The 19,888-nt window shown below is 58.5% G+C and carries 18 protein-coding genes and 1 tRNA gene; 10 read left to right on the forward strand and 9 right to left on the reverse strand.

Going from position 1 to position 19,888, the window contains the following annotated elements; translation table 11 throughout:
* Positions 1 to 16 precede the first annotated feature (16 nt).
* Both B150_RS0112845 and B150_RS0112850 read right to left on the reverse strand, forming a co-directional pair.
* Positions 17 to 412 carry a RidA family protein gene (locus B150_RS0112845; protein WP_020400343.1) on the reverse strand — a complete coding sequence of 132 codons (396 nt, stop codon included), beginning with the start codon at positions 410 to 412 and terminating at the stop codon, positions 17 to 19.
* Positions 409 to 837: an acyl-CoA thioesterase gene (locus B150_RS0112850; RefSeq protein ID WP_020400344.1), complete on the reverse strand. Its 429-nt coding sequence runs from the start codon at positions 835 to 837 to the stop codon at positions 409 to 411. The genes B150_RS0112845 and B150_RS0112850 overlap by 4 nt, the downstream gene beginning before the upstream one ends.
* Before the next feature lie 208 nt (positions 838 to 1,045).
* On the opposite strand from B150_RS0112850, the gene B150_RS0112855 reads away from it, so the two are divergent.
* The 3 genes from B150_RS0112855 to B150_RS0112865 all read left to right on the forward strand — a co-directional run bounded on the left by B150_RS0112855 (position 1,046) and on the right by B150_RS0112865 (position 3,749).
* Entirely contained in the window at positions 1,046 to 1,636 is a 591-nt protein-coding gene (locus tag B150_RS0112855) for a hypothetical protein (protein WP_020400345.1), read from the forward strand.
* Positions 1,637 to 1,764: 128 nt separating this feature from the next.
* Positions 1,765 to 3,135 carry a S41 family peptidase gene (locus tag B150_RS0112860; RefSeq protein ID WP_020400346.1) on the forward strand — a complete coding sequence of 457 codons (1,371 nt, stop codon included), beginning with the start codon at positions 1,765 to 1,767 and terminating at the stop codon, positions 3,133 to 3,135.
* A gap of 122 nt (positions 3,136 to 3,257) precedes the next feature.
* Entirely contained in the window at positions 3,258 to 3,749 is a 492-nt protein-coding gene (locus B150_RS0112865; protein ID WP_020400347.1) for a hemerythrin domain-containing protein, read from the forward strand.
* A 34-nt stretch (positions 3,750 to 3,783) separates the two neighbouring features.
* Here B150_RS0112865 and B150_RS0112870 read toward each other — a convergent pair whose 3' ends face one another.
* The 5 genes from B150_RS0112870 to B150_RS0112890 form a co-directional block, all read right to left on the reverse strand.
* Entirely contained in the window at positions 3,784 to 5,388 is a 1,605-nt protein-coding gene (locus B150_RS0112870) for an AMP-binding protein (protein ID WP_020400348.1), read from the reverse strand.
* Positions 5,389 to 5,428: 40 nt separating this feature from the next.
* On the reverse strand, positions 5,429 to 6,616 hold the full coding sequence (locus B150_RS0112875; protein ID WP_020400349.1) for an acyl-CoA dehydrogenase family protein: 1,188 nt from the start codon (positions 6,614 to 6,616) through the stop codon (positions 5,429 to 5,431).
* Complete coding sequence (locus B150_RS0112880) at positions 6,616 to 7,425, reverse strand: enoyl-CoA hydratase family protein (protein ID WP_020400350.1); 810 nt, start codon at positions 7,423 to 7,425, stop codon at positions 6,616 to 6,618. The genes B150_RS0112875 and B150_RS0112880 overlap by 1 nt, the downstream gene beginning before the upstream one ends.
* Before the next feature lie 18 nt (positions 7,426 to 7,443).
* On the reverse strand, positions 7,444 to 7,920 hold the full coding sequence (locus B150_RS0112885) for a MarR family winged helix-turn-helix transcriptional regulator (protein WP_020400351.1): 477 nt from the start codon (positions 7,918 to 7,920) through the stop codon (positions 7,444 to 7,446).
* Positions 7,921 to 8,000: 80 nt separating this feature from the next.
* The gene (locus tag B150_RS0112890) at positions 8,001 to 8,762 is read right to left on the reverse strand and encodes an SDR family NAD(P)-dependent oxidoreductase (protein WP_020400352.1); all 762 of its coding nucleotides are present in this window, start codon (positions 8,760 to 8,762) and stop codon (positions 8,001 to 8,003) included.
* Positions 8,763 to 9,037: 275 nt separating this feature from the next.
* Here B150_RS0112890 and B150_RS0112895 point away from each other — a divergent pair, with 275 nt between their 5' ends.
* The 5 genes from B150_RS0112895 (at position 9,038) to B150_RS0112915 (ending at position 15,022) form a co-directional block, all read left to right on the forward strand.
* Positions 9,038 to 9,703 carry a hypothetical protein gene (locus B150_RS0112895; RefSeq protein WP_020400353.1) on the forward strand — a complete coding sequence of 222 codons (666 nt, stop codon included), beginning with the start codon at positions 9,038 to 9,040 and terminating at the stop codon, positions 9,701 to 9,703.
* A gap of 133 nt (positions 9,704 to 9,836) precedes the next feature.
* Positions 9,837 to 10,652 carry a metallophosphoesterase gene (locus tag B150_RS0112900; protein ID WP_020400354.1) on the forward strand — a complete coding sequence of 272 codons (816 nt, stop codon included), beginning with the start codon at positions 9,837 to 9,839 and terminating at the stop codon, positions 10,650 to 10,652.
* A 173-nt stretch (positions 10,653 to 10,825) separates the two neighbouring features.
* Positions 10,826 to 12,118 carry an outer membrane beta-barrel protein gene (locus B150_RS0112905; RefSeq protein WP_020400355.1) on the forward strand — a complete coding sequence of 431 codons (1,293 nt, stop codon included), beginning with the start codon at positions 10,826 to 10,828 and terminating at the stop codon, positions 12,116 to 12,118.
* Between the two features lie 51 nt (positions 12,119 to 12,169).
* A complete protein-coding gene (locus B150_RS0112910) occupies positions 12,170 to 12,730 on the forward strand; it encodes a polysaccharide biosynthesis/export family protein (protein WP_155860054.1) in 561 nt (186 codons plus the stop codon).
* Between the two features lie 21 nt (positions 12,731 to 12,751).
* Complete coding sequence (locus tag B150_RS0112915) at positions 12,752 to 15,022, forward strand: GumC family protein (RefSeq protein WP_020400357.1); 2,271 nt, start codon at positions 12,752 to 12,754, stop codon at positions 15,020 to 15,022.
* A 157-nt stretch (positions 15,023 to 15,179) separates the two neighbouring features.
* Here the strand turns inward: B150_RS0112915 and B150_RS0112920 are convergent.
* Positions 15,180 to 15,268 (reverse strand) — tRNA-Ser (locus B150_RS0112920).
* A gap of 303 nt (positions 15,269 to 15,571) precedes the next feature.
* On the opposite strand from B150_RS0112920, the gene B150_RS20965 reads away from it, so the two are divergent.
* The gene (locus tag B150_RS20965; protein ID WP_238322630.1) at positions 15,572 to 15,949 is read left to right on the forward strand and encodes a TonB family protein; all 378 of its coding nucleotides are present in this window, start codon (positions 15,572 to 15,574) and stop codon (positions 15,947 to 15,949) included.
* Between the two features lie 168 nt (positions 15,950 to 16,117).
* Here B150_RS20965 and B150_RS22470 read toward each other — a convergent pair whose 3' ends face one another.
* Entirely contained in the window at positions 16,118 to 18,424 is a 2,307-nt protein-coding gene (locus B150_RS22470; protein ID WP_020400359.1) for a methyl-accepting chemotaxis protein, read from the reverse strand.
* Between the two features lie 225 nt (positions 18,425 to 18,649).
* On the opposite strand from B150_RS22470, the gene B150_RS0112935 reads away from it, so the two are divergent.
* A complete protein-coding gene (locus B150_RS0112935) occupies positions 18,650 to 19,855 on the forward strand; it encodes a BaiN/RdsA family NAD(P)/FAD-dependent oxidoreductase (RefSeq protein WP_020400360.1) in 1,206 nt (401 codons plus the stop codon).
* The last annotated feature ends 33 nt before the right edge of the window (positions 19,856 to 19,888 follow it).

Below are 19,888 nucleotides of genomic sequence, written 5' to 3' on the forward strand. Positions count from 1 at the left end.
AGGCCGTCAGGCCGTCTTAGTCCCGCGGCAGAACTGCCGTGGTTTCGATCTCGATTTTTGCCTTGTCTTCCATCAGGCGGGACACTTCCACACACGCCATGGTGGGATAGTTCTTGCCCATCAGGTCACGCCATATCTGGCCCATGCCCTTGAGGTTGGCGAGATACTCGTCCCGGCTCGTGACATACCATGTCATGCGGGCGATATGTTCGGGCCCCGCACCGGCTTCCCCGAGGATCGCGAGCGTATTCTCAAGCGTCTGCCGAAGCTGGCCGAGGAAATCCTCCGCCTCGAACACCATGTCTTTGGTCCAGCCGATCTGGCCGGCCACAAACACTATGCGGCCTTCCGCCATTATACCGTTCGAATATCCGCTCGGCCGTGGCCAACCTTCGGGCAGAAGCGCCTTCATGCGCCTTCCCCCGGCTCGGCCATCCAGTCCTGCATCGCTTTCCTGAGCGGTGTGCACCAAGGCATGCTCTTGCCGCTTTCCATATCCATGTGCACAAGGATGAGCTTGCCGCTCAGCCTGTCTTCGCCTTCGCAGCGCGCGCGGATATTAAGCGTGCAGCTGGTGGTGCCGAGGCGCGCGACGGAAAGCTCGAAGATCAGTTCATCCTCAAGCTTGCTGGGCGCATGGAAGTCCACCTCGATATGCGCTGTTGGCACGGCGCGCTTCTCCTTGAGGTGAAGCTGGCGGAAGCTTTTCTTGAGCCCGCTTGCAAACCAGTCCTCGACCAAGTCGTTGATGAGGCCAAAATAACGCGGGTAAAACATAATGCCCGCCGCATCCACATGCGCGAAGCGCACCTGAACCTCGTTTCTGAAAGTCGCCATCAGGATATTCCCGTCCCTACTGAGATTTGAATTTATTTTAGCACTAAATTAATTGCGCGACAAGGCTATGAAGGGTACGCGCCCCGCATCCGGCTTTCTATGCCGGAATTGAGGCATTCTGTACTGAAATTCGCCACAATGGTAGGTAACAGTGCCTCATGTGCAGAACGTCGGTGTGGACCGGCGCTGACACACGGAGTTTTATCAAATGAAAAAGCTTGTCCTTGCTGCAGCCATTGGTGTGCTCGGGGGTGGTGTGGCTTTCTCTTCTGTTCTTAGTTCTACGGCCTACGCACAAACCGTAACCGAGCAGCAAACGATCCAGAGCCAGCTTGTCGCGCTTGCACAGGCCGGTGATTGGGCTGGTTTCCAGTCAGTGGTCGATATTCAGGTGGCTGCCGGTAAATCGAACGTACTGGCCGCAATCGCCGACAGTCTTTCCAGCATGGGGCTGGCCCTTGCGGATACCGATGATACGGCTGCGGTGGCGCTTGAGCTGGCGGCTCTTGCGCTTGTCGATAACCAGAGTGTCAGCGCGGTAGACACCGGCCTTGCCGCCCGCGTGGGCAGCAATGTTGGCCGGGTGAAAGCCAAGGTTGCCACCCGTAACCCGAACGGCGCTGCGGCGCTGACCGCGGCGGTGAACCGCAACAGCTCTTCAACCCTCGTGGCGGCCTATACATCAGGCCAGTCTTCCGGGTCGATCGGTGGTGGGACCCCGGGTGAACCCGGCTCCACGGTTGATAGCGTTACCGACGGTGAGAACCCGAGCCAAAGCGGTAGCCCGACGGGCACCTGATAGCGGCTTGTCAGCAAAAGGCCGGGCCATGCTTCGGCCTTTTTTGACGGGCATGTTTTCTCCTTGTTATGGATGTTTTTTTTACGTGGCCTGATGGCCGCGCCTGATTTGTTGTTTGGGACTTTATCATGCGTTTCCTCCTCTGTGGCCTTGCGGTTCTGGCCGCCTGCCTGCCCGCTCTTGCAACTGACGACACAAGTGCGTTTGCCGGTGTCTGGCAAACCCGGGGTTACGGCTATGTCATGTCGGTTGAGGGGGATACGGTCACGCTTTATGAACGCACGGCCATCAGTTGCCAGAAGTCAGCGCTGACGGCAGGCGAGCTGGTGCCCGCGCCGGGCGACAGCATGGCTTTTTCTGTCTCGCTGCCCGGGTTCATTAACGCCACCATGGTGGTGAAGCCGGGGGATGACGCTGGCAGTCTGTCGTTGCACCGTACCGACACCGTGACATGGATGAAGGCCACCCGGCTTGAGATACTGCCCACCATCTGCACCAGCGAAACACCGGAAAGCCAAGCCGCTGCCATCTTCGCGCAAACCTTCCGCGAGCATTATCCTTTTGAAGGCATCAGCGGGCTGGCTTGGGACAGCAGCGAACAGGACAGCCTGATTGCGGGGTCCGAGCTTTTTAAAGTGCTCTCGGGCCAGTTGATGGAACTTGAGGACCCGCACGTGGCGCTGGTGGCACCGCACCTTGATGAAGCGTTTTTTGGTGCGGAACAGGGTGGCCGTAACCTTAGTGATGACGACCGCAAAGCGGCGCGCGCACTGGTGAAATCAAAATACCTTGGCGGCAAGGCCCGCACCCTTGCTGGTGGACGCATGCTGTTTGGTTGGCTGTCGTCGGAGCTTGCCTACCTGCGGGTGGACAGTTTCTATGGCTACGGCGCGCAGGACGGCGGGGCCGATGATGCGGCTGTGCTGCATAAAGCGCTCGACCAGATTGTGGGTGGGCTATCGGGGGCGGCTGCCCTTGTGCTTGATATGCGTGATAATGACGGCGGATCCGACAAGCTGGCGATTGAGCTGGCGCGCCGCTTCACCGACCGCGCTTATGTGGCCTACCGCAAGCAGGCGGTGGGTGAAGTAGGCCCGGACCGGCAGATCATCTGGGCAAGCCAGAGCGAGACCATGGTTGAACCCTTGCCGGAGCATGCGGCTTACACGGGCGAACTTCTGATCCTGACCTCGGGTGACACGGTGAGCGCGGCGGAGACATTCCTTATGGCAATGATGGGCCGCGCGGCTGACACCCGCCGTCTGGGTGCCGCGACACGGGGCAGTTTCTCGGACATGCTGCCACGTGCACTGCCGAACGGTTGGCTTTTCGCCCTGCCGAATGAGCGTTATGTGGACGCGAGCGGCAAAAGCTATGATGGTACCGGCATTGTGCCCGATTTTGCTGTGGCCGAAGTTTCGCCCGCCGATATCAAGGCTGGCCGCGACCGGGCGCTTGATACCATCCTCACGCTCCTCAGCGCCACCGAACGCCAGTAGTCTAAGCTAATCGCTCGCCATCCTTATGGCCTGCTGACGCGGCCAAGTATGTGTGCCCATCGATATTTGACGCCCCAAGCGGCAGCATGGAGCACCCAAGCCAAACGATCGGGAGCACAGCTATGAGTATCTATACAAAAATCAAGGAAGACCATGACGAGATGCGCGACCTGCTTCAGCGCATTGAGGCCCTTGGCCCGCATGAGAATGACGCCCGCGACAACCTTTTTAACATGCTCAAGGAAAAGGTGATCGTGCACAGCGTGGCGGAAGAAAAGGCTTTTTATAACCCGCTCAAGCGCTTCAAGGATATGAAGGAAGAGATTGAGCACGGCAAGGAAGAGCATGAAGAAGCGGAGGAACTGCTTGAGGAACTGACGGACACGTCGCTCGGCGGTACAGCGTGGATGCAGAAATTCCGCAGCCTCAAAGATTCGCTCGAGCATCACATGCGTGAAGAAGAGCGCGAGATTTTCCCGGACGCCAAGGAAGTGCTCACGCAAGACCGCGCCGAGACTATGGAGCAGGAGATGATCGAGCGCGCGGACAAGGAAAAATACGACAGCGATATCGACCATCGCCGTCACGACCATATATGGGACGGTAAGCTTTAATGCTGGATGACCACGAGAGGTTTAGGAGGCACCGCTAATTGCGCGGTGCCTCTTTCAGTTTGAAGCGCTGCAGTTTGCCGGTCTGGGTTTTCGGTAGCTCATCGATAAACTCAATCGCGCGCGGATATTTATAGGGCGCGATGGTGGCCTTCACATGGTGCTGCAGCGCTTCCTTGAGCTCATCGCTCTCGTCCACGCCGCGGCGCAGCACAATGAAGGCCTTTACAATCTGGCCGCGCGCGGCATCTGGCACGCCGATGACCGCACATTCCGCAACCGCATCGTGGGTCAGCAGCGCGCTTTCCACCTCAGGCCCGCCGATGTTGTAGCCGGATGAGATGATCATATCGTCAGACCGCGCGACAAAGGTGAAATAGCCGTCCTCGCTCATATAATAGGTGTCGCCGGTGATGTTCCAGCCGTTCTGCACATATTTCTGTTGTCTGGCGTCGGCCATATAGCGGCAGCCGGTCGGCCCACGCACGGCGAGGCGGCCTGTTGCGGGCGGGGTGAGGATTTTGCCACTCTCGTCCTGCACACAAGCCGTATAGCCGGGCACCGGTTTGCCGGTGGCACCCGGGCGAATCTCGCCCTCGGTCGCGGCGATGAAAATATGGATCATCTCGGTCGCGCCGATGCCGTCCATCAGCTTGAGGCCGGTGCACTCGAACCACGCCTGCCATGTGGCTTCCGGCAGGCTTTCGCCCGCCGAGACACAGCGGCGGAGGGTGGAGATATCCCGCCCCTTCAGTTTGCCCATCAGCGCGCGGTAGGCGGTGGGGGCGGTGAACAGCATGGTCACGCCAGCATGCTCGATAATATCCAGGAGCGCTTCGGGCGTCGGGCCGGCGGGCAGGGCGGTGGCGGCGCCAAACCGCGCCGGGAAGACCACAAGGCCGCCAAGCCCGAAGGTGAAAGCAATGGGTGGTGAGCCGGTGAACACGTCCGTGCTTCGGGGCGCGAGGATATTGGCGGCATAAGCGTCCGCCATTGCAAGGATATCGCGGTGGAAATGCATGCAAGCCTTGGGCTCACCCGTGGTGCCGGACGTGAAGGCCAGAAGCGCCACATCGTCCTGCGCGGTATCGACGGCGTCAAAGTCATCGGCTTTGCTGGCCATATGCGCTTCAAGCGCCGCGCCCTCGTCACCAAAGCCGAACGCCTTGAGGGGCTGGTTCGTAAGCTTCGCGGCGGCCGACAGTTCATCCATCAGCGCGTTTTCACAAAGCGCGATCGTGATCTCCGCCTTGTTGCAGATTTTGACAAGCTCGGGCGCGCGCAGCAGCGGCATGGTGGCAACCGCGACGCCACCCGCCTTGATGATGGCATACCAGGCCGCATACATTATCGCCGTGTTGCGGCCGCGCAAAAGCACGCGGCCGCCGGGCACAAGGCCCATGTCTTCCGTGAGCACGCGGGCGATGCGGTTGACGGTGGCCGTCAGTTCCGCGTAGGTCCAGCGGCCTGTGGTCCAGATGATGGCAGGGTCTTCCGGCTTGCCGGACTTCAGCAGCACATCGGCAGCGTTCACCCTCTCAGGGTAGGCAAGCGCGGCCAGGTCGAACCTCAGCTCGGGCCACAGGCTCTCATCCGGCAGGTTGTCCCGCGTGAAGGTGTCGATATGCGCTGATCTGTACATGCTCCCGGGCTCCCCTCCCTTCATGCTTGTGACGCGGGTATCAGTCCGCGAGCAATTGCCGTGCGATCACCAGTTTCTGCACCTCGGACGCGCCCTCATAAATGCGGAGCGCGCGGATCTCGCGGTACAGTTCTTCCACTTTCACGCCTTTGGTCACGCCCATGCCACCGAACATCTGCAGCGCCTTGTCGATGACCGTTTGTGCGCTGTCGGTGGCGTGAAGCTTGGCCATGGCGGCCTCGCGCGTCACACGCGGTGCGCCGCTGTCCTTGGTCCAAGCCGCGCGGTAAATCAGCAGCGCGCTGGCGTCGATATCAAGCGCCATCTCGGCCAGCCGTTCCTGTGTGATCGGCAGGTCCGCAAGCGGCGCGCCGAACAGCTGCCGGCTTTTGGTGCGGCCGATGGCCTCGGCCAGCGCACGGCGGGCGAAACCAAGGGCTGCAGCCCCCACGGTGGAGCGGAAGATATCAAGCGTTGCCATCGCGAGCTTGAAGCCTTCACCGCGCTTGCCGATCAGCTTGCCCGCGTCCAGTTCGCAGCCATCAAAGGCGAGGCGGCCAAGCGGGTGCGGCGCGATCACCTCGATGCGTTCCTTGATGGAGAAACCCGGCGTGTCGGCATCGACCACGATGGCGGACAGGCCGCGCGCGCCCGGCGCTTCGCCGGTGCGGGCAAAGGTGCAGTAAAAGTCTGCGATGCCGCCATTTGAGATATAGGTCTTCTCACCCTTCAGCTTATAGCCGCCGGATTTGCGCTCCTTGAGCTTGGCGGCGATTTGCGCGACATCCGACCCGGCCTCAGGTTCGGTGAGTGCAAAGGCGGCGATCTTCTGGCCCGATGCTACCTGCGGCAGGTATTCGGCCTTGAGCTCTTCACTGCCCGCGAGCGTGATCGCGCCAGAGCCAAGGCCCTGCATCGCAAAAGCAAAGTCGGCGAGGCCGGAATAGCGCGCGAGCGTTTCGCGGATGATGCAAAGCGAACGCACATCAAGCCCCTCATGCATGCCGCCATAGGCCTTTGGCACCGCGTAGCGCAGCCAGCCACCGGCACCAAGCGTATGCACAAGGATACGGCAGGTGCTGTCCACGTCCGCATGGGCGTGGTCGCTGTCCACAATGGGGGGCAGGTATTCTGCCGCCCAGGCATCCAGCTCGCGCGCGAGCACACGGTGGTGGTCGTCGAAAAAGGGCCAGTTCAAATAGCTTTTATCTGCGGGAATGCTTGCCATCAGTCACCCTCGAATACCGGTTTTTGTTTGTTCACAAAGGCATGGTAGGCGCGCTCAAAATCCTTCGTTTGCATGCAGATGGCTTGCGCTTGCGCTTCAGCCTCAATCGCGGCATCGAGGCTCATGTCCCATTCCATATTCAGCTGGTTTTTGGTCATGCCGTTCGCGAAGGTAGGACCGGATGCGAGGCGCGATGCCATATCCTCGGCTTCCGCGCGCAGTTTGCTTTTCTCGATGATGCGGTTGAAGAAGCCCCAACGCTCGCCTTCCTCCGCACTCATGGTGCGACCGGTGAAAAGCAGTTCGGACGCGCGGCCCTGACCGATGATGCGCGGCAGGATGGCGCACGCGCCCATGTCGCAGCCTGCGAGGCCAACGCGGTTGAAGAGGAAAGCGGTGCGGGCGTCTTTGGTGGCGAAGCGCAGGTCGGACGCCATGGCGATAATTGCCCCTGCGCCGACACAGATGCCGTCCACGGCGGTGATGATCGGCTGCGGGCAGCCGCGCATGGCTTTGACGAGATCGCCGGTCATGCGAGTGAACTTGAGGAGGTCGGGCATGTCCATCTTGACGAGCGGACCGATGATCTCATGCACGTCACCGCCCGAGGAGAAGTTGCCGCCTGCGCCCATCATGATGATGGCCTTGACCTCAGGCACATAAACGAGGCCCCGGAACGTGTCCCGGAGTTCGGCGTAGCTTTCGAATGTCAGCGGGTTCATGCGGTCCGGGCGGTTGAGGGTGACGGTGGCCACACCGTCCTTGAAGTCCCACAGGAAGTGTTTCGGTTTGAAGCTTTTGGGGTCCATCGTTTGTGTCCTTATGCGCTATTCGCTGCTGTGCCCGGCTGCCGCATGGGTGCCCAGCTTGTCGAGGAGGGTGAGGAGGTTTTCCTGCTCTGCCACTGTGAGGGGAGTGAAAATATCCTCGACCCAGGCGGCATGTTCGCTTGCCATTGTTTCAAATGTGGCGCGGCCTTCGGCGGTCAGGCGTGCGACGGCGGCGCGTGCATCATCCGCGCAGGGCTTGCGCTCCACGAGGCCTTCTTTCATCAAAGGTGCCATCACCTGCGTGACATTGCCGTTTGAGACCATGAGCTGTTTCGAGAGGTCCGAGAGGCGCACACCGCCCTCTGGTGCGCGGTAGAGGTTGGCGAGAATATCAAAGCGTGAGAGCGACACGCCGTGCGCGGCCTGCATGCGCGCGGTCAGCACCTTGCGGATCGCATTCGAGGAGCCGAGCAGCCTGAGCCAGCTCCTGAGCGCCTGTTGCTGCGCCGTGCTGATACCCGGATGATGCGCCATCTGTTCTCTCCCTCCGCCATTTGAAATTTATTTTAGCACTAAATTAAATCCGCATCAAGCGGGGTAAGTGGGGGATGGTGTTACATCACTTCTCCGCCCGCGACGGCGATGGCTTGCCCGTTCATGGCGGCGGCCTCAGCGCGTGCGAGCCACAGGATGGTGTCCGCCACTTCTTCGGGGCGGATGAGGCGGCCTTCGGGGCTGTGTTTGGTGAGTTCCTTCACGGCGTCCTCCGCGCTGCGGCCGGTTTTCTCAACGATATTGGCGACGGAGGTGCTGACGATATCCGTGTCGGTGAAACCGGGGCATACCGCATTGGCGGTCACGCCGGAGCCGGCCAGTTCAAGCGCGAGCGAACGCGTCATGCCAATCACGCCGTGTTTGGCGGCGGTGTAGGCGGCTGTGTAGGCATAGCCTTTCAGCCCCGCCGTGCTGGCAACAGTGATGATGCGGCCAAAGCCCTGTTCTTTCATGTGCGGCACCACGGCGCGGGCACAGAGGAAAGCGCCCGTCAGGTTCACAGCCAGCATGGCGTTCCAGTCATCAAGGCTGGTGCGGTGCAGGGGCGCGGTTTTGGCGGCGCCTGCATTATTAATAAGTATATCGGGCATATTGCCCTCAGACGCCAGGTTCTGGAAGGCGATGGTGAGCGCAGCTTCATCGGTAACGTCAAGCGGCAGCGCGCTAGCACCGGGCAGGTGGCTTATGGCGGCGTCAAGCCGGTTTCGATTCCGACCGGCGAGCGTGACCCGGTAGCCTGCATTCACGAATGTCCGCGCGGTGGCCAGCCCGATGCCGGACCCGCCGCCGGTGATAAGCACATGGTTTTGCTGGTTGTCCATACGGCTTTCCCTCCCGCGATGCTGGTACTATATTTATTTTAGACCTAAAATGATTTCCGCGCCAGTGTATATGGGCAGTTGCCAAAATTATCGTTGGGCCAATTGTGGCATTATGGCACCACGACGCGGGGAAGTTGCAGTTTATACGCGAACTGCCAAATTTACTTTTGACTCACAGGTTTGTATGTGGGACCTTAAGTATGAATTTTATGTGCCGCGGCCATTCCATCGTATGACTTGGAAAGTTCCGCCGGTGAAGTTGATGGAGCAAAATTATGCGTTTGGCAATTTTGGTTGCAGCTTTTGGCCTTGTGGCCACTCTCCCGGCTGTATCGCCGGTTTTCGCCCCGGCTGCTGAGGCGCAAGCCGTTTCGGCGCAAGTGGAGCAGAACCAGTTTCAAGCCCAGATTATCGCACTGGCACAAGCTGGCCAGACCGATCAGATCAAAAACCTTGTTGCGCTGAAGGTTCGCCAAGGCAAGGCGGCCATGGTTGCGGCGGTGGTGAAAAACATTGCGACGATGGGTGCGAACCTTGCGGGCACAGACCCGAACAGTTCCGCGACGCTGGTAAACATCGCGGTCGTCCTTGCGGCTGACCCTTCAGTTTCTGCTGCGGACAGCACGGTGGAATCCAGTGTAGGCGAGTCGGCCAAGGCTGCGGTTGTTGCTATGAACGATAGCACTAACCCGAATGCGATTCCTGCCGCCGCGTCGATCCAGACGGGCGTTGCCAGCAACGCCTCGACTGCCACGCAGCAGTACTATACGGCCAGCAACGGCGGTCAGCAGCAGACCGGTTCGACCCAGACTGTGAATAACGCTCAGACGGTGCGCCGCACCTCTACCCGCACGGTTGTGGTTGTTGGCGGCGACACCTCTGGCACGGGGGACATTCCTATCGTGATCGAGAACCCGAACCAGTCGGGCAGCCCGACCTAATGCAATGCTGCCGGGCTTCGGCCCGCACAAGAATTTGCAGGAAGGCGAAGGATAGTGACCTTCGCCTTTTTTGTTGGTATGTCGTCCGTGGTATTTGGCCGCCGGGCGGTCGCCATATGGCTGATGAGGTAACGTGCTTAACTTCCTGAAAAAGATGATGGGCCTTGACGCGCGCGACAGCGACCATGGTTTTGGTCTGCCGGGCCATGCGCTTGACCCCGCCTCCTTTTCCTGGAGCCTGCCGGACGGTGTTCTGGTTTACGCCATCGGCGACATTCACGGCCGGCTCGACCTGCTGCTTGATCTACTTGAGCGTATTGATGAGGACCGCACCACCTATTGGGGGGTAAAGGAAACCTATGTTGTTTTCCTTGGCGACTATGTTGACCGCGGTTTTCAGTCCCGCGAGGTGCTTGATTTCCTCATCACCTACCAGCCCGAGGGCATGACCCCCATTTTCCTGCGCGGCAACCACGAGGACCTCATGCTCCAGTTCATCGATGACCCGATGATGGGCGGCATGTGGCTCAGTGTTGGTGGCGCGGCGGCGCTGGCAAGTTACGGTGTTGACATTCATTCGCCGGAGATTGGCGGCGATGTGATCGCGGCATCTGACAAATTCATGCGGGTATTCCCGGCTGAACACCGGCGGTTCCTTGAAAGCCTGCCGGTAAGCTGGCGCAAGGGGGACTATTTCTTTGTGCATGCGGGCATTCGCCCCGGCCTGCCGGCCGAGATGCAAGACCGGTTTGACATGACCACCATTCGGCAGGATTTTACGCTTTCAGCAGAAGATCACGGTGTGTGTGTGGTGCACGGCCACTCCGGCGTGCCGGAAGCGGCGCACTTTGGTAACCGTATTGCGCTTGATACCGGGGCCTTCGCCACGGGCGTTCTGTCGGCTAGTGCACTTAACGGCAATGAAGTGCGCTTCATAAGCACAACCTAATTAAATTAGTGTTGCACTAACGACACATTCGAAACTATTATTGTTTTCAGGTACTTCGGTTAGCTTTATGGTGGCAGCCAAAAGTTTGCCGTTATATGTATATTGTCCAAAGTTTCAATTATCTGGTGCGCTCCCGTATTTTCGCGCGCTTCTACCAAATCGGGGTATGATAGATGAAAAATCAAAAAACCATTGTTATGGGCGCGCTTCTCTTGGGTGCTACTGCCTTGACACCGGCCGCATACGGCCAGGATGCAGCAGCGGAAGGCGACCAGGTTAAGTCCGTTTATGACCGTGCACGGCCTGATTATGATGCCCCAGGTGTTCGCACCGGCAGCTTCCTTTTCTATCCGAAAGCAACTGTTGAGGCGGCTTACAAGTCCAACATCTATGCTGAAGAAAGCAACGTGACCGACGATTTCATCGTCTCCGTGAAGCCTTCCTTCAACCTTGTGTCTGACTGGAACAGCAGCTTTTTCGCGCTCGAAGCAAAAGCTGATGTGGGCCGTTACCTTGATAACGGTTCGGAAAACTTTGAAGATTACAGCGTTGGCATGAACGGCCGTAAGGACATCTCCTACGGCACCGACATTCATGCAAATGCATCCTATAACCGTGGTCACGAAGACCGTGGTGCTGCTGATTCGCCGGGTGCGGCTGCTGAGCAGGTCTTCTTTGACGTGCTGACCGCGGGAATCGGCTTCAAGCGTGACGTATCCGTACTGTCCTTCGCGGTTGACGGTGAATACACCAACCGCAACTTCCAGGACAGCGAACGTGTAGGCGGTGGCCCGGCTATCAACAACGATGACCGTGACCGTGAGCGTTTCAAGGGTATTGTCCGTGTAGGTTACGAGCTTTCTGACGGTTACGAGGCGTTTGTTCGCCTGACCGCAGACCGTATCAAATACGACGATTCGACCGAAGATGGTGGCCCGAACCGTAACTCTGACGGTTACGAAGTTGTGGGTGGTGCAGCCTTCGATCTCACCGGTAAAGCAAAGGGTGAGTTCTACGGCGGTTACATGAAGCGGTCTTATGACTCTGCTACCCTCGACACCACTGACGGTGTGAAGTTCGGTGCTGCGCTCCTCTGGAACGCAACCGGCCTTACCTCCTTCCGTGCGTCGGTTGACCGTTCGATCGAAGAATCCACGCTCTCCGAGCAAATCGGTGGCAGCGAAGTCTTCGCATCCGGTTACGTTTCCACGGCAATCTCGCTCCGTGCTGAGCACGAGCTGCGTCGTAACGTTCTCCTGATGGCTGAAGGCGGTTACACCAAAATGGATTATCAGCGCATCACCCGTGAAGATGATGTCCTGAAGGGTCGTGTTGGCTTCAAATATCTGGTTGGCCGCAACATGAACGTGAACGCAGGCTACAACCTCGACTACCGCAACAGCTCCATCCAGGGGCAGGATTATACTCGCCATTCGTTTATGGTTGGCCTTACTGGTCAATGGTAAGTATACTCGCCGCTCGAACTGATAGTTTTCAAGTTACGGTTGGTAGAGCGGATGCGTAGATTTCAGATTGTTATCATGATGATTGTGGCGAGCCTTACGGGGCTCGCCACAAGTGCTGCTGCACAGGACACGGCTGTGCCGCAGCTGGACGTACAGCGATATGAACTGGGTTCGGGTGACCGTATCCGGGTGATCGTGTACGGCGAGGAAGACCTCTCGGGCGAGTTTGAGCTGGACGGCTCCGGCGTTGTTGGCATTCCGCTTATTGGTCCCGTGACGATTGGCGGGCGTGACGTGGCGAAAGCCGAGCGCCTGATCAGCGAAAAGCTGGCGGATGGCTATTTGGTCAATCCCCGTGTCAGCATCGAAGTGCTGAATTATCGCCCCTTCTATATTCTGGGGGAAGTGAAACAGCCTGGCAGCTACCCGTATGTCAACGGCATGACTGTTCTGAATGCTATTGCACTCGCGTCCGGCTTTACCTACCGCGCCAACGAGAAGAAAATCGTTATCACGCGCAAGGTAGACGGCGCTGAGAAAAAGATTGATGTCGGCGATACAACGCTTGTAATGCCCGGCGATATTATTCGTGTACCGGAGCGGTTCTTCTAGGTACCTGACTGGGTTTTGATCATGTACGACAATCACACCACCGAGCGTCAGCAAGGTATTGAGCCTGCACAAATGCAGGACAACGGCGACAGCGATGTCATTGATGTTCGCGCGTTCCTCCTTGTTCTGTGGCGCCGCAAATGGATCATTTTCAACGTAGCGCTCATCACCATTGTGATGTCCGCCATTGTGGTGTTCCAGCTGACGCCGCGCTACACCGCGAAGGCCATGCTGGCGATCGAGACTCGCCAGAACAGGGTTGTGGACCTTGAAGCGGTGATGTCCGGTCTTGGCACCGACCAGGCGGCGATCAAGACCGAGATTGACGTGCTCCAGAGCCGCCGCCTCGTTGGCAAGCTCGTGGATGATGTCAACCTCGTCAATGATCCGGAGTTCAATGCTGAGCTGCGGGAAGGTCGTGGCTTCCTCCAGGCTATTAATCCCTTCACTTACCTGCCGGACGAGTGGAGCGCTGCTATTTTTGGCCGCCGCAAGGCTGAACAGTCGCCGGAAGAAGCAGCCCAGGCAACCCGCGCCCGTGTGGTTGACCAGTTGCTCTCGCAAATGACCGTGGCGAACCCGCCGCGCTCCTATACGCTTGAGGTCGCTGTCGAATCTGCTGACCCCAAAAAGGCGGCGAAAATCGCAAACGGCCTCGCCAACCTGTACCTGACCGATCAGCTTGAGGTGAAGTTCGAAGCCACCGAGCGCGCGAACGAATGGCTTAATGAGCGGGTATTTGAACTGCGTGAAAAAGTGCGCCTTGCCGAGCAGGAAGCTCAGCAGTTCCGCGAAGAAAACCAACTGATCCAGACTCAGTCTGCGGGCCTCGTCAATGACCAGCAGCTGGCGCAGCTAAACACTCAGCTTGTGACGGCCCGCACCGATCTCGCCCGCATCGAGGCGCGCGAACGCCAGATCGAGCAGAATATCGTTGACGGTACGGTCGAGGAATCCGGCCTGCTCGAGGTGGTGCAAAGCCCGCTGATCCAGCGCTTGAAAGAACAGGAATCGGAAGTACGCCGCCGCCGCGCCGAGCTTGCCACGCGCTATGGCCCCAAGCACCCGCGCATGATGAATGTGGAAGCCGAGCTTGCTGACGTAAGAACCAAAATCTCGCTTGAGATCGACAAGATTGTTGCTGGTATCCGTGGTGAAGCCGAGGTGGCTGCCATCCGCGTAACGACGCTGGAGCAGAACCTCGAAGCCCTCAAGCAGGAAAGCTTCAAGAACAGCCGCGCCCAGGTGCGCATGCGCGAACTGGACCGCGAGGCCGAAGCCAACCGCTTGCTGCTGCAGACCTTCCTGACCCGTTTCAAGGAAACGTCGAGCTCGGACGGTATGCAACAGGCTGACGCGCGGATCATCTCGAAGGCGGATGTGCCGGTTTATGCGTCCTTCCCGAAGAAACGCATCATCATGGTGGTTGCCGCCGTCATCGGCCTTGGCGCCGGTGTAGCGCTCGCCTTCCTGATGGAATCGCTTGATAACGGCTACCGCAGCCCGGAACACCTGAAGCAGGACCTGAACCTGCGTCCGCTCGGCATGATTCCGCTTGTGGGCAAGGCCGTGCTGCAAAGCGGTGGTCCGGAGAAATATATCATCTCGAAGCCGTCGTCTTCGTTTGCCGAAGCGCACCGAAGTATCCATGCGTCCCTGATGTTCAGTGGTGCGGGGGGCGCGACGCCGAAGGTTCTGGCCGTGACCTCCTCAATCCCGGGTGAGGGCAAGTCGACCGCGACGCTCTGCCTGGCGCATATTCTCGGCCGCACCGGTCTCAAGATACTGGTCGTCGAAGCTGATATGCGCCGCCCGGTACTGCGCAAACGCCTCGGCCTTGAGAAGGGCAGTTTTGTGAGCCTTAATGACGTGCTGTCGCGTGAGCCGATCCCGGCTGGCCTCAGTATCTATGCCGATGACGTGAGCGGTATCCATGTGCTCTGGACCGACAAGGAAGAAAACCCGCAGAAGCGTTTTGCGGCGCCTGAGTTCCAGTCCTTCCTCAGTGAAGCGCGCAAGCAGTATGATCTTGTGCTCATCGATACACCGCCGATCATGGCAGTCTCGGACGCCATGATCATCGCCAAATATGCTGAAAGCATCATGTTTGTGGTGCAGTGGGCTTCGACCGCTAAGGGCATCGTCAAGACCGCCGTCAAGCAGCTGCAGCAGACCGGTGTACCGCTTGCGGGTGCCGTGCTGACCCAGGTAGACGTGAAGCGCCACCGTGGCTACGGGTATGGCGACCAGGGTTACTATTATGGTGGCAAGAGCAACTATTATACGAACTGATGTGCGTGCCCGTCAGGGCGCACCCAACTGATGAAAAGGCGCGGCACCTTCCGCGCCTTTTTTTGCGCCTGTTGCCAAAGCGGCCAGAAGGCTCAGGAGGCGACGCAGAGCCGCACCGGCATCGTACAAGCACTATGATAAATTTGCTGATGGTAGATGGCGGAGCCGGAGGGATTCGAACCCTCGAGGGGCAGGACCCCAACACGCTTTCCAGGCGTGCGCCTTAAACCGCTCGGCCACGGCTCCGTACAAAGGCAGCCCCGGAAAACTGTCCTGCTTACATCCGGGTCGGGGCGCACTATAGCCATGTTGGATGCAAAGGCAAGCGGGAATTTGACCAATACGTGACAACAGTTCTATGCTGGTTGGCAGGGGACAGGGAAGGCAAAACCCACAGTGTGAAATCACAGGCGTGACAATCGCTTAAGGTGCGTGATAACCTTAACGTGGGATTAACTATAATTATTATCACAGTTTTTACTGGATTCTTAGTAAACTTGGTCCCGGGAGCAAAAATCGGAGGAAGATGGGATGGTATTTGGGGTTTTGATGAGCAGCATTTCACGGCAATGTCGGCTTGCCATGGGCGCAGCTCTATCACTGGCGTTCGTAGCGACTGCCACACCGGTATTCGCAGACGATATTCAGGATTGGCAACGCGAGATCGTCAAGCAGATTATCAAGACGCATATTTATCCGCGTTCGGCAATCGCGCGTGAAATTGAGGGTAGTGCCAAGGTGCAGGTCTCGATTGACCGCAGTGGCAAGATCCTCTCGTTCGAGATTACGGAACCGAGCGGTGAAGACCAGCTCGACAAGGTAATCCCGAAGATGATGGAAAAGCTCGATCCGCTGCCGGCGCCGCCAGCCAGCCTGCCGGACGGTAACCTGACATTCGTTATCCCCATTGCGTGGCGTCTGCAATAAGGGGCTAACCCGGTTCGAGAATGCGTTTAAGGCCCCGCGAGGGGCCTTTTTCATGCCTGTCATAGGCTCCGCGCTCGACAGTGGCGGCCATCCCATAAAAGAAAAGGGCCTCCGGAGAGGCCCTTGAAATTCGTTGTTGGTGCCGGGCAGCTGGCCCGGCGCCCGATGTTAGTCTTCTTCGCGGATGGTGCGCAGGAAGGCTTCTACCTGACCACGCAGCTCGTCCGACTGCTGGGTCAGGAGCTGGGCTGCGGACAGTACTTCCGTCGCGGCGGAGCCGGTAGAGGTCGCGCCTTCGTTCACCGCGTGGATGTTCGACGTCACTTCTTCCGTACCGGTCGACACTTCGGCCACGTTGCGCGCAATTTCCTGCGTGCTGGCGTCCTGCTGCTCAACCGCTGATGCGATGGAGACGGACGTGGACTCGATGGCACCGATGATGCCCTTGATCTCGTCCATCGCGCGTACGGCGAGGTTAGTGGCCTGCTGCATGCCTTCCACCTGCTCACTGATTTCCTGCGTGGCTTTTGCGGTCTGGTTTGCGAGCGACTTCACTTCGGAAGCCACGACAGCGAAGCCTTTACCGGCGTCACCCGCACGTGCCGCCTCGATGGTGGCGTTGAGCGCGAGAAGGTTGGTCTGCTCGGCAATATCGTTGATGAGCTTGACCACGTCGCCGATCTTTTGCGCCGCGTCCACGAGCTCGGCAACGTCCTTGCCCGCGTTCTCGGTACGGTTCACTGCGTCACGGGCAGATGCGGAGGACTGGTTGGTCTGGCCGGTGATCTCACGAACCGAGGCCGAAAGCTCTTCTGCAGCCGATGCCACCATCTGGGCGTTCGAGCTGGCCTGCTGAGCGGCGTTCGCCACAACTTCCGACTTCTTGGACGTGTCGTCAGCGGTTTCAGCCATGCCGCGCGCCGCGCGCTCCATCTCGGACGCCGAGTTGGATACACCCTGCACCACAGCCATAACCGAAGCTTCGAACTTGTCAGCGAGGTCAAGCATGGCGGCGCGACGTTCCTCGCGGGCCTTCTCTTCGCGTTCCTGTTCGCGCTGGCGCTGCTTTTCCTCGCGCTCGCGCTGCTGGCGCTCTTCCTCTTCCTCGCGAATGCGCTGCTCTTCTTCCTGCTCGCGCTGCTTGGCTTCAAGTTCCTGACGTTCGATCGCATTCTCTTTAAAGATTTGCACCGAACGCGCCATGTCGGACACTTCGTCGCCACCTTCGGTGTAGGGGACCTCCACATCGAGGTTGCCGTTCGAAAGTACCATCATGGTGTCGGACAGGGCGTTCACTGGGCGAACCACCTTGAACATCACAACCCATACAGCCACACCGCCGATGCCCAGTACAAACACCATCAGGAAGATGGCGAAGGATACGTTGGCCGTGGCCGATGAAACCGCAGATTGGTTCAGTGCCCGCGAGAGCTCCTGCGCGTAGTTGTTCATGTTCATCACCGGCTTCGCAGCCGTTTCAGCGAGGCGTACCCACTCAATCGGCGTAATGCCGTAGTCAACCACGGTTTTGCCTTCGTCATTCGGCTCAGCCTCGTCCGAAAGGTCATAAAGGTCGAAACGCGTCAGCTCAAAGTCGTTGAAGAAGACTTTCTGGATCTGCTCAATCTGGGCGTCACGCGATGCTGGTGTGGTGTCTTCCTGTGCGAAGGAGACCGAGCGCGCGATGCCGGTAACCTGTGCCCATGCTGCCTGGCCGTAACCGCCGTAGCGCGAGCCCTGGTCACGTTTGATCGAGGAAATCGGCTCACCGGAGGCAACGTTCTCACCAAGGGACGCGCTCTCGCGGGTGGCATATTCCAGCATCAGCCAAAGCTGGTGCTTGAGACGGATAACCTGCGAAATGCGGTCGTCGCCAAAATCGTAGTTTTCTTCAAGCGCTGTACGAATATTGGCTGCGGCCTCAACAAGGTCTGTCATGACGTTGGTGGCGCTGCGGCCATTCAGTTCGCGCGAGCCTTCCATCTTGCCGAGGTCAGCGTCGATGGTATCAAGCTGGGATTCGTATTTGCTGTAAAGATCGCTGAACTTCTGCTTGGTTTCTTCAAAGCGCGCATTCACAGCTTCGTAGATAGATTCGTTTACGTTCTTGCCGTCAAATGGCTCGGTCTCCTGCAAGGTGGCCAGCTTGCTGATGATATTATCATGTGCAGCGGAAATGACGCGGCGATTGTTCTTGATGATTTTCTCAAAATCATCAGACGCCGGCGATGGTGAGCCATAAGATGAATAGGTCGCACCGCGTTCGTCACTCAGCGCCAGCTTCATCTGGACAATGTCGTCAATCAACGCGTTTACCGTCATTGAGCGTTCAGCGCGGGCGCTGTTCTCAAGCGCCTGGTCCATACGGAGCCACGTGAGCGTGATGACAATCACCATAAGTGCTGCGGTAACGATGAGCAGCATGTTGCGGATGGAGAAGAATTTGTTCTGCAAAATATTACTAAGCGCGGCCATTGTTGGTGAGCCCCTCGTGTTTCAGCGCATTCAGCTTTAAGAATTCCAGCTAACTCGTTCAATAGATTGCATAGCACGGTTAACGAAACTTAAAGATGCATCATATTGGGTGACATTTGTGGATGCCACTTCCCCCTGCACGCGATAGTAACGCCAGAATTCTTGTTATCAACATTATCCTTCTATATTTATCGCCGGAAAGTGCGGGGTAGTGGCTCTTGCAGAATGGATTATACCCTTATGGTTGAAGCAGCAGCAGAAATGCAGGATGTGGTTGTGATTGGGGGCGGCGCGGCGGGCCTTATGTGCGCGGCAACGGCCGCTGCACGAGGGCGCAAGACCCTGCTGCTCGAACACAACAAGAAGCCGGGCGCCAAGATTCTCATCTCAGGCGGAGGGCGCTGCAATTTTACCAATCAGGACGCGGTTGCCGCGGCCTATTTGAGTGAGAATCGGCACTTCGCCAAATCCGCACTCAGCCGCTACACACCATGGGACTTTATGGACCTGCTCGCGCGTCACGGCGTGACATGGCACGAGAAGACCCTCGGCCAGCTTTTCTGTGACCAGGGCGCGGGCCGCATCCTCAAGGTGCTGCTGGATGAATGCGCTGAAGCGGGTGCTGTGGTGCGCACCGGCGTGGCGGCTAGGTCTGTGCGTTTTGAGGACGGGCGCTACAAGCTTACCACCAGCGAAGGGGTGATCAGTGCCTCTAAGTTGGTGGTCGCCAGCGGCGGTCTCTCCATCCCCAAAATGGGCGCAACCGGCTTTGCCTATGATGTGGCGCGCCAGTTTGGCCTGAAGGTCGTGACGCCTGAACCCGCGCTTGTGCCCTTTACCTTCAAGGACCATGACCTTGCGTTCATGAAGCCGCTGGCCGGTGTCGCGGCTGACAGTATGGTGTCTTGTGGCAAGACCAGTTTCCGCGAAGCGCTGCTGTTCACACACCGCGGCCTCTCTGGCCCCGCGATCCTGCAAATCTCCAGCTACTGGCACGCAGGCGAGGCGGTGACCATCAACCTGTTGCCGGATGAAGCGGACGTGCTTGGCTGGCTCAAAGACGTCCGGGACAGCCGACCAAAGGCTGCGCTCAAAACCATCCTCGCTGAAAAGCTCGCGACCCGGCTTGCGGACGCAATTGCCGAGAGCTGGCCGGGTATCATGGCGTCATTCTCCAACAAGACACTTGAAGTGATCGCGGCCCGTCTTGGTGCCTGGGAGGTTGTGCCCGCTGGCACCGAAGGTTTCGCAAAAGCCGAAGTGACGCGCGGCGGTGTGGATACAGACTGCCTCAGCTCCAAAACCATGGAAGCGAAAGCGCAACCCGGCCTCTATTTCATCGGTGAAAGTGTGGATGTCACCGGCTGGCTGGGTGGCTATAACTTCCAGTGGGCATGGGCCAGCGGCTGGGCCGCCGGCCAGTATGTATGAGTATGAGATCATATGGTGGCTTCCGCATATGGA

Origin of the sequence: Kordiimonas gwangyangensis DSM 19435 = JCM 12864 (genome assembly GCF_000375545.1) — a bacterium.
Classification (GTDB): domain Bacteria; phylum Pseudomonadota; class Alphaproteobacteria; order Sphingomonadales; family Kordiimonadaceae; genus Kordiimonas; species Kordiimonas gwangyangensis.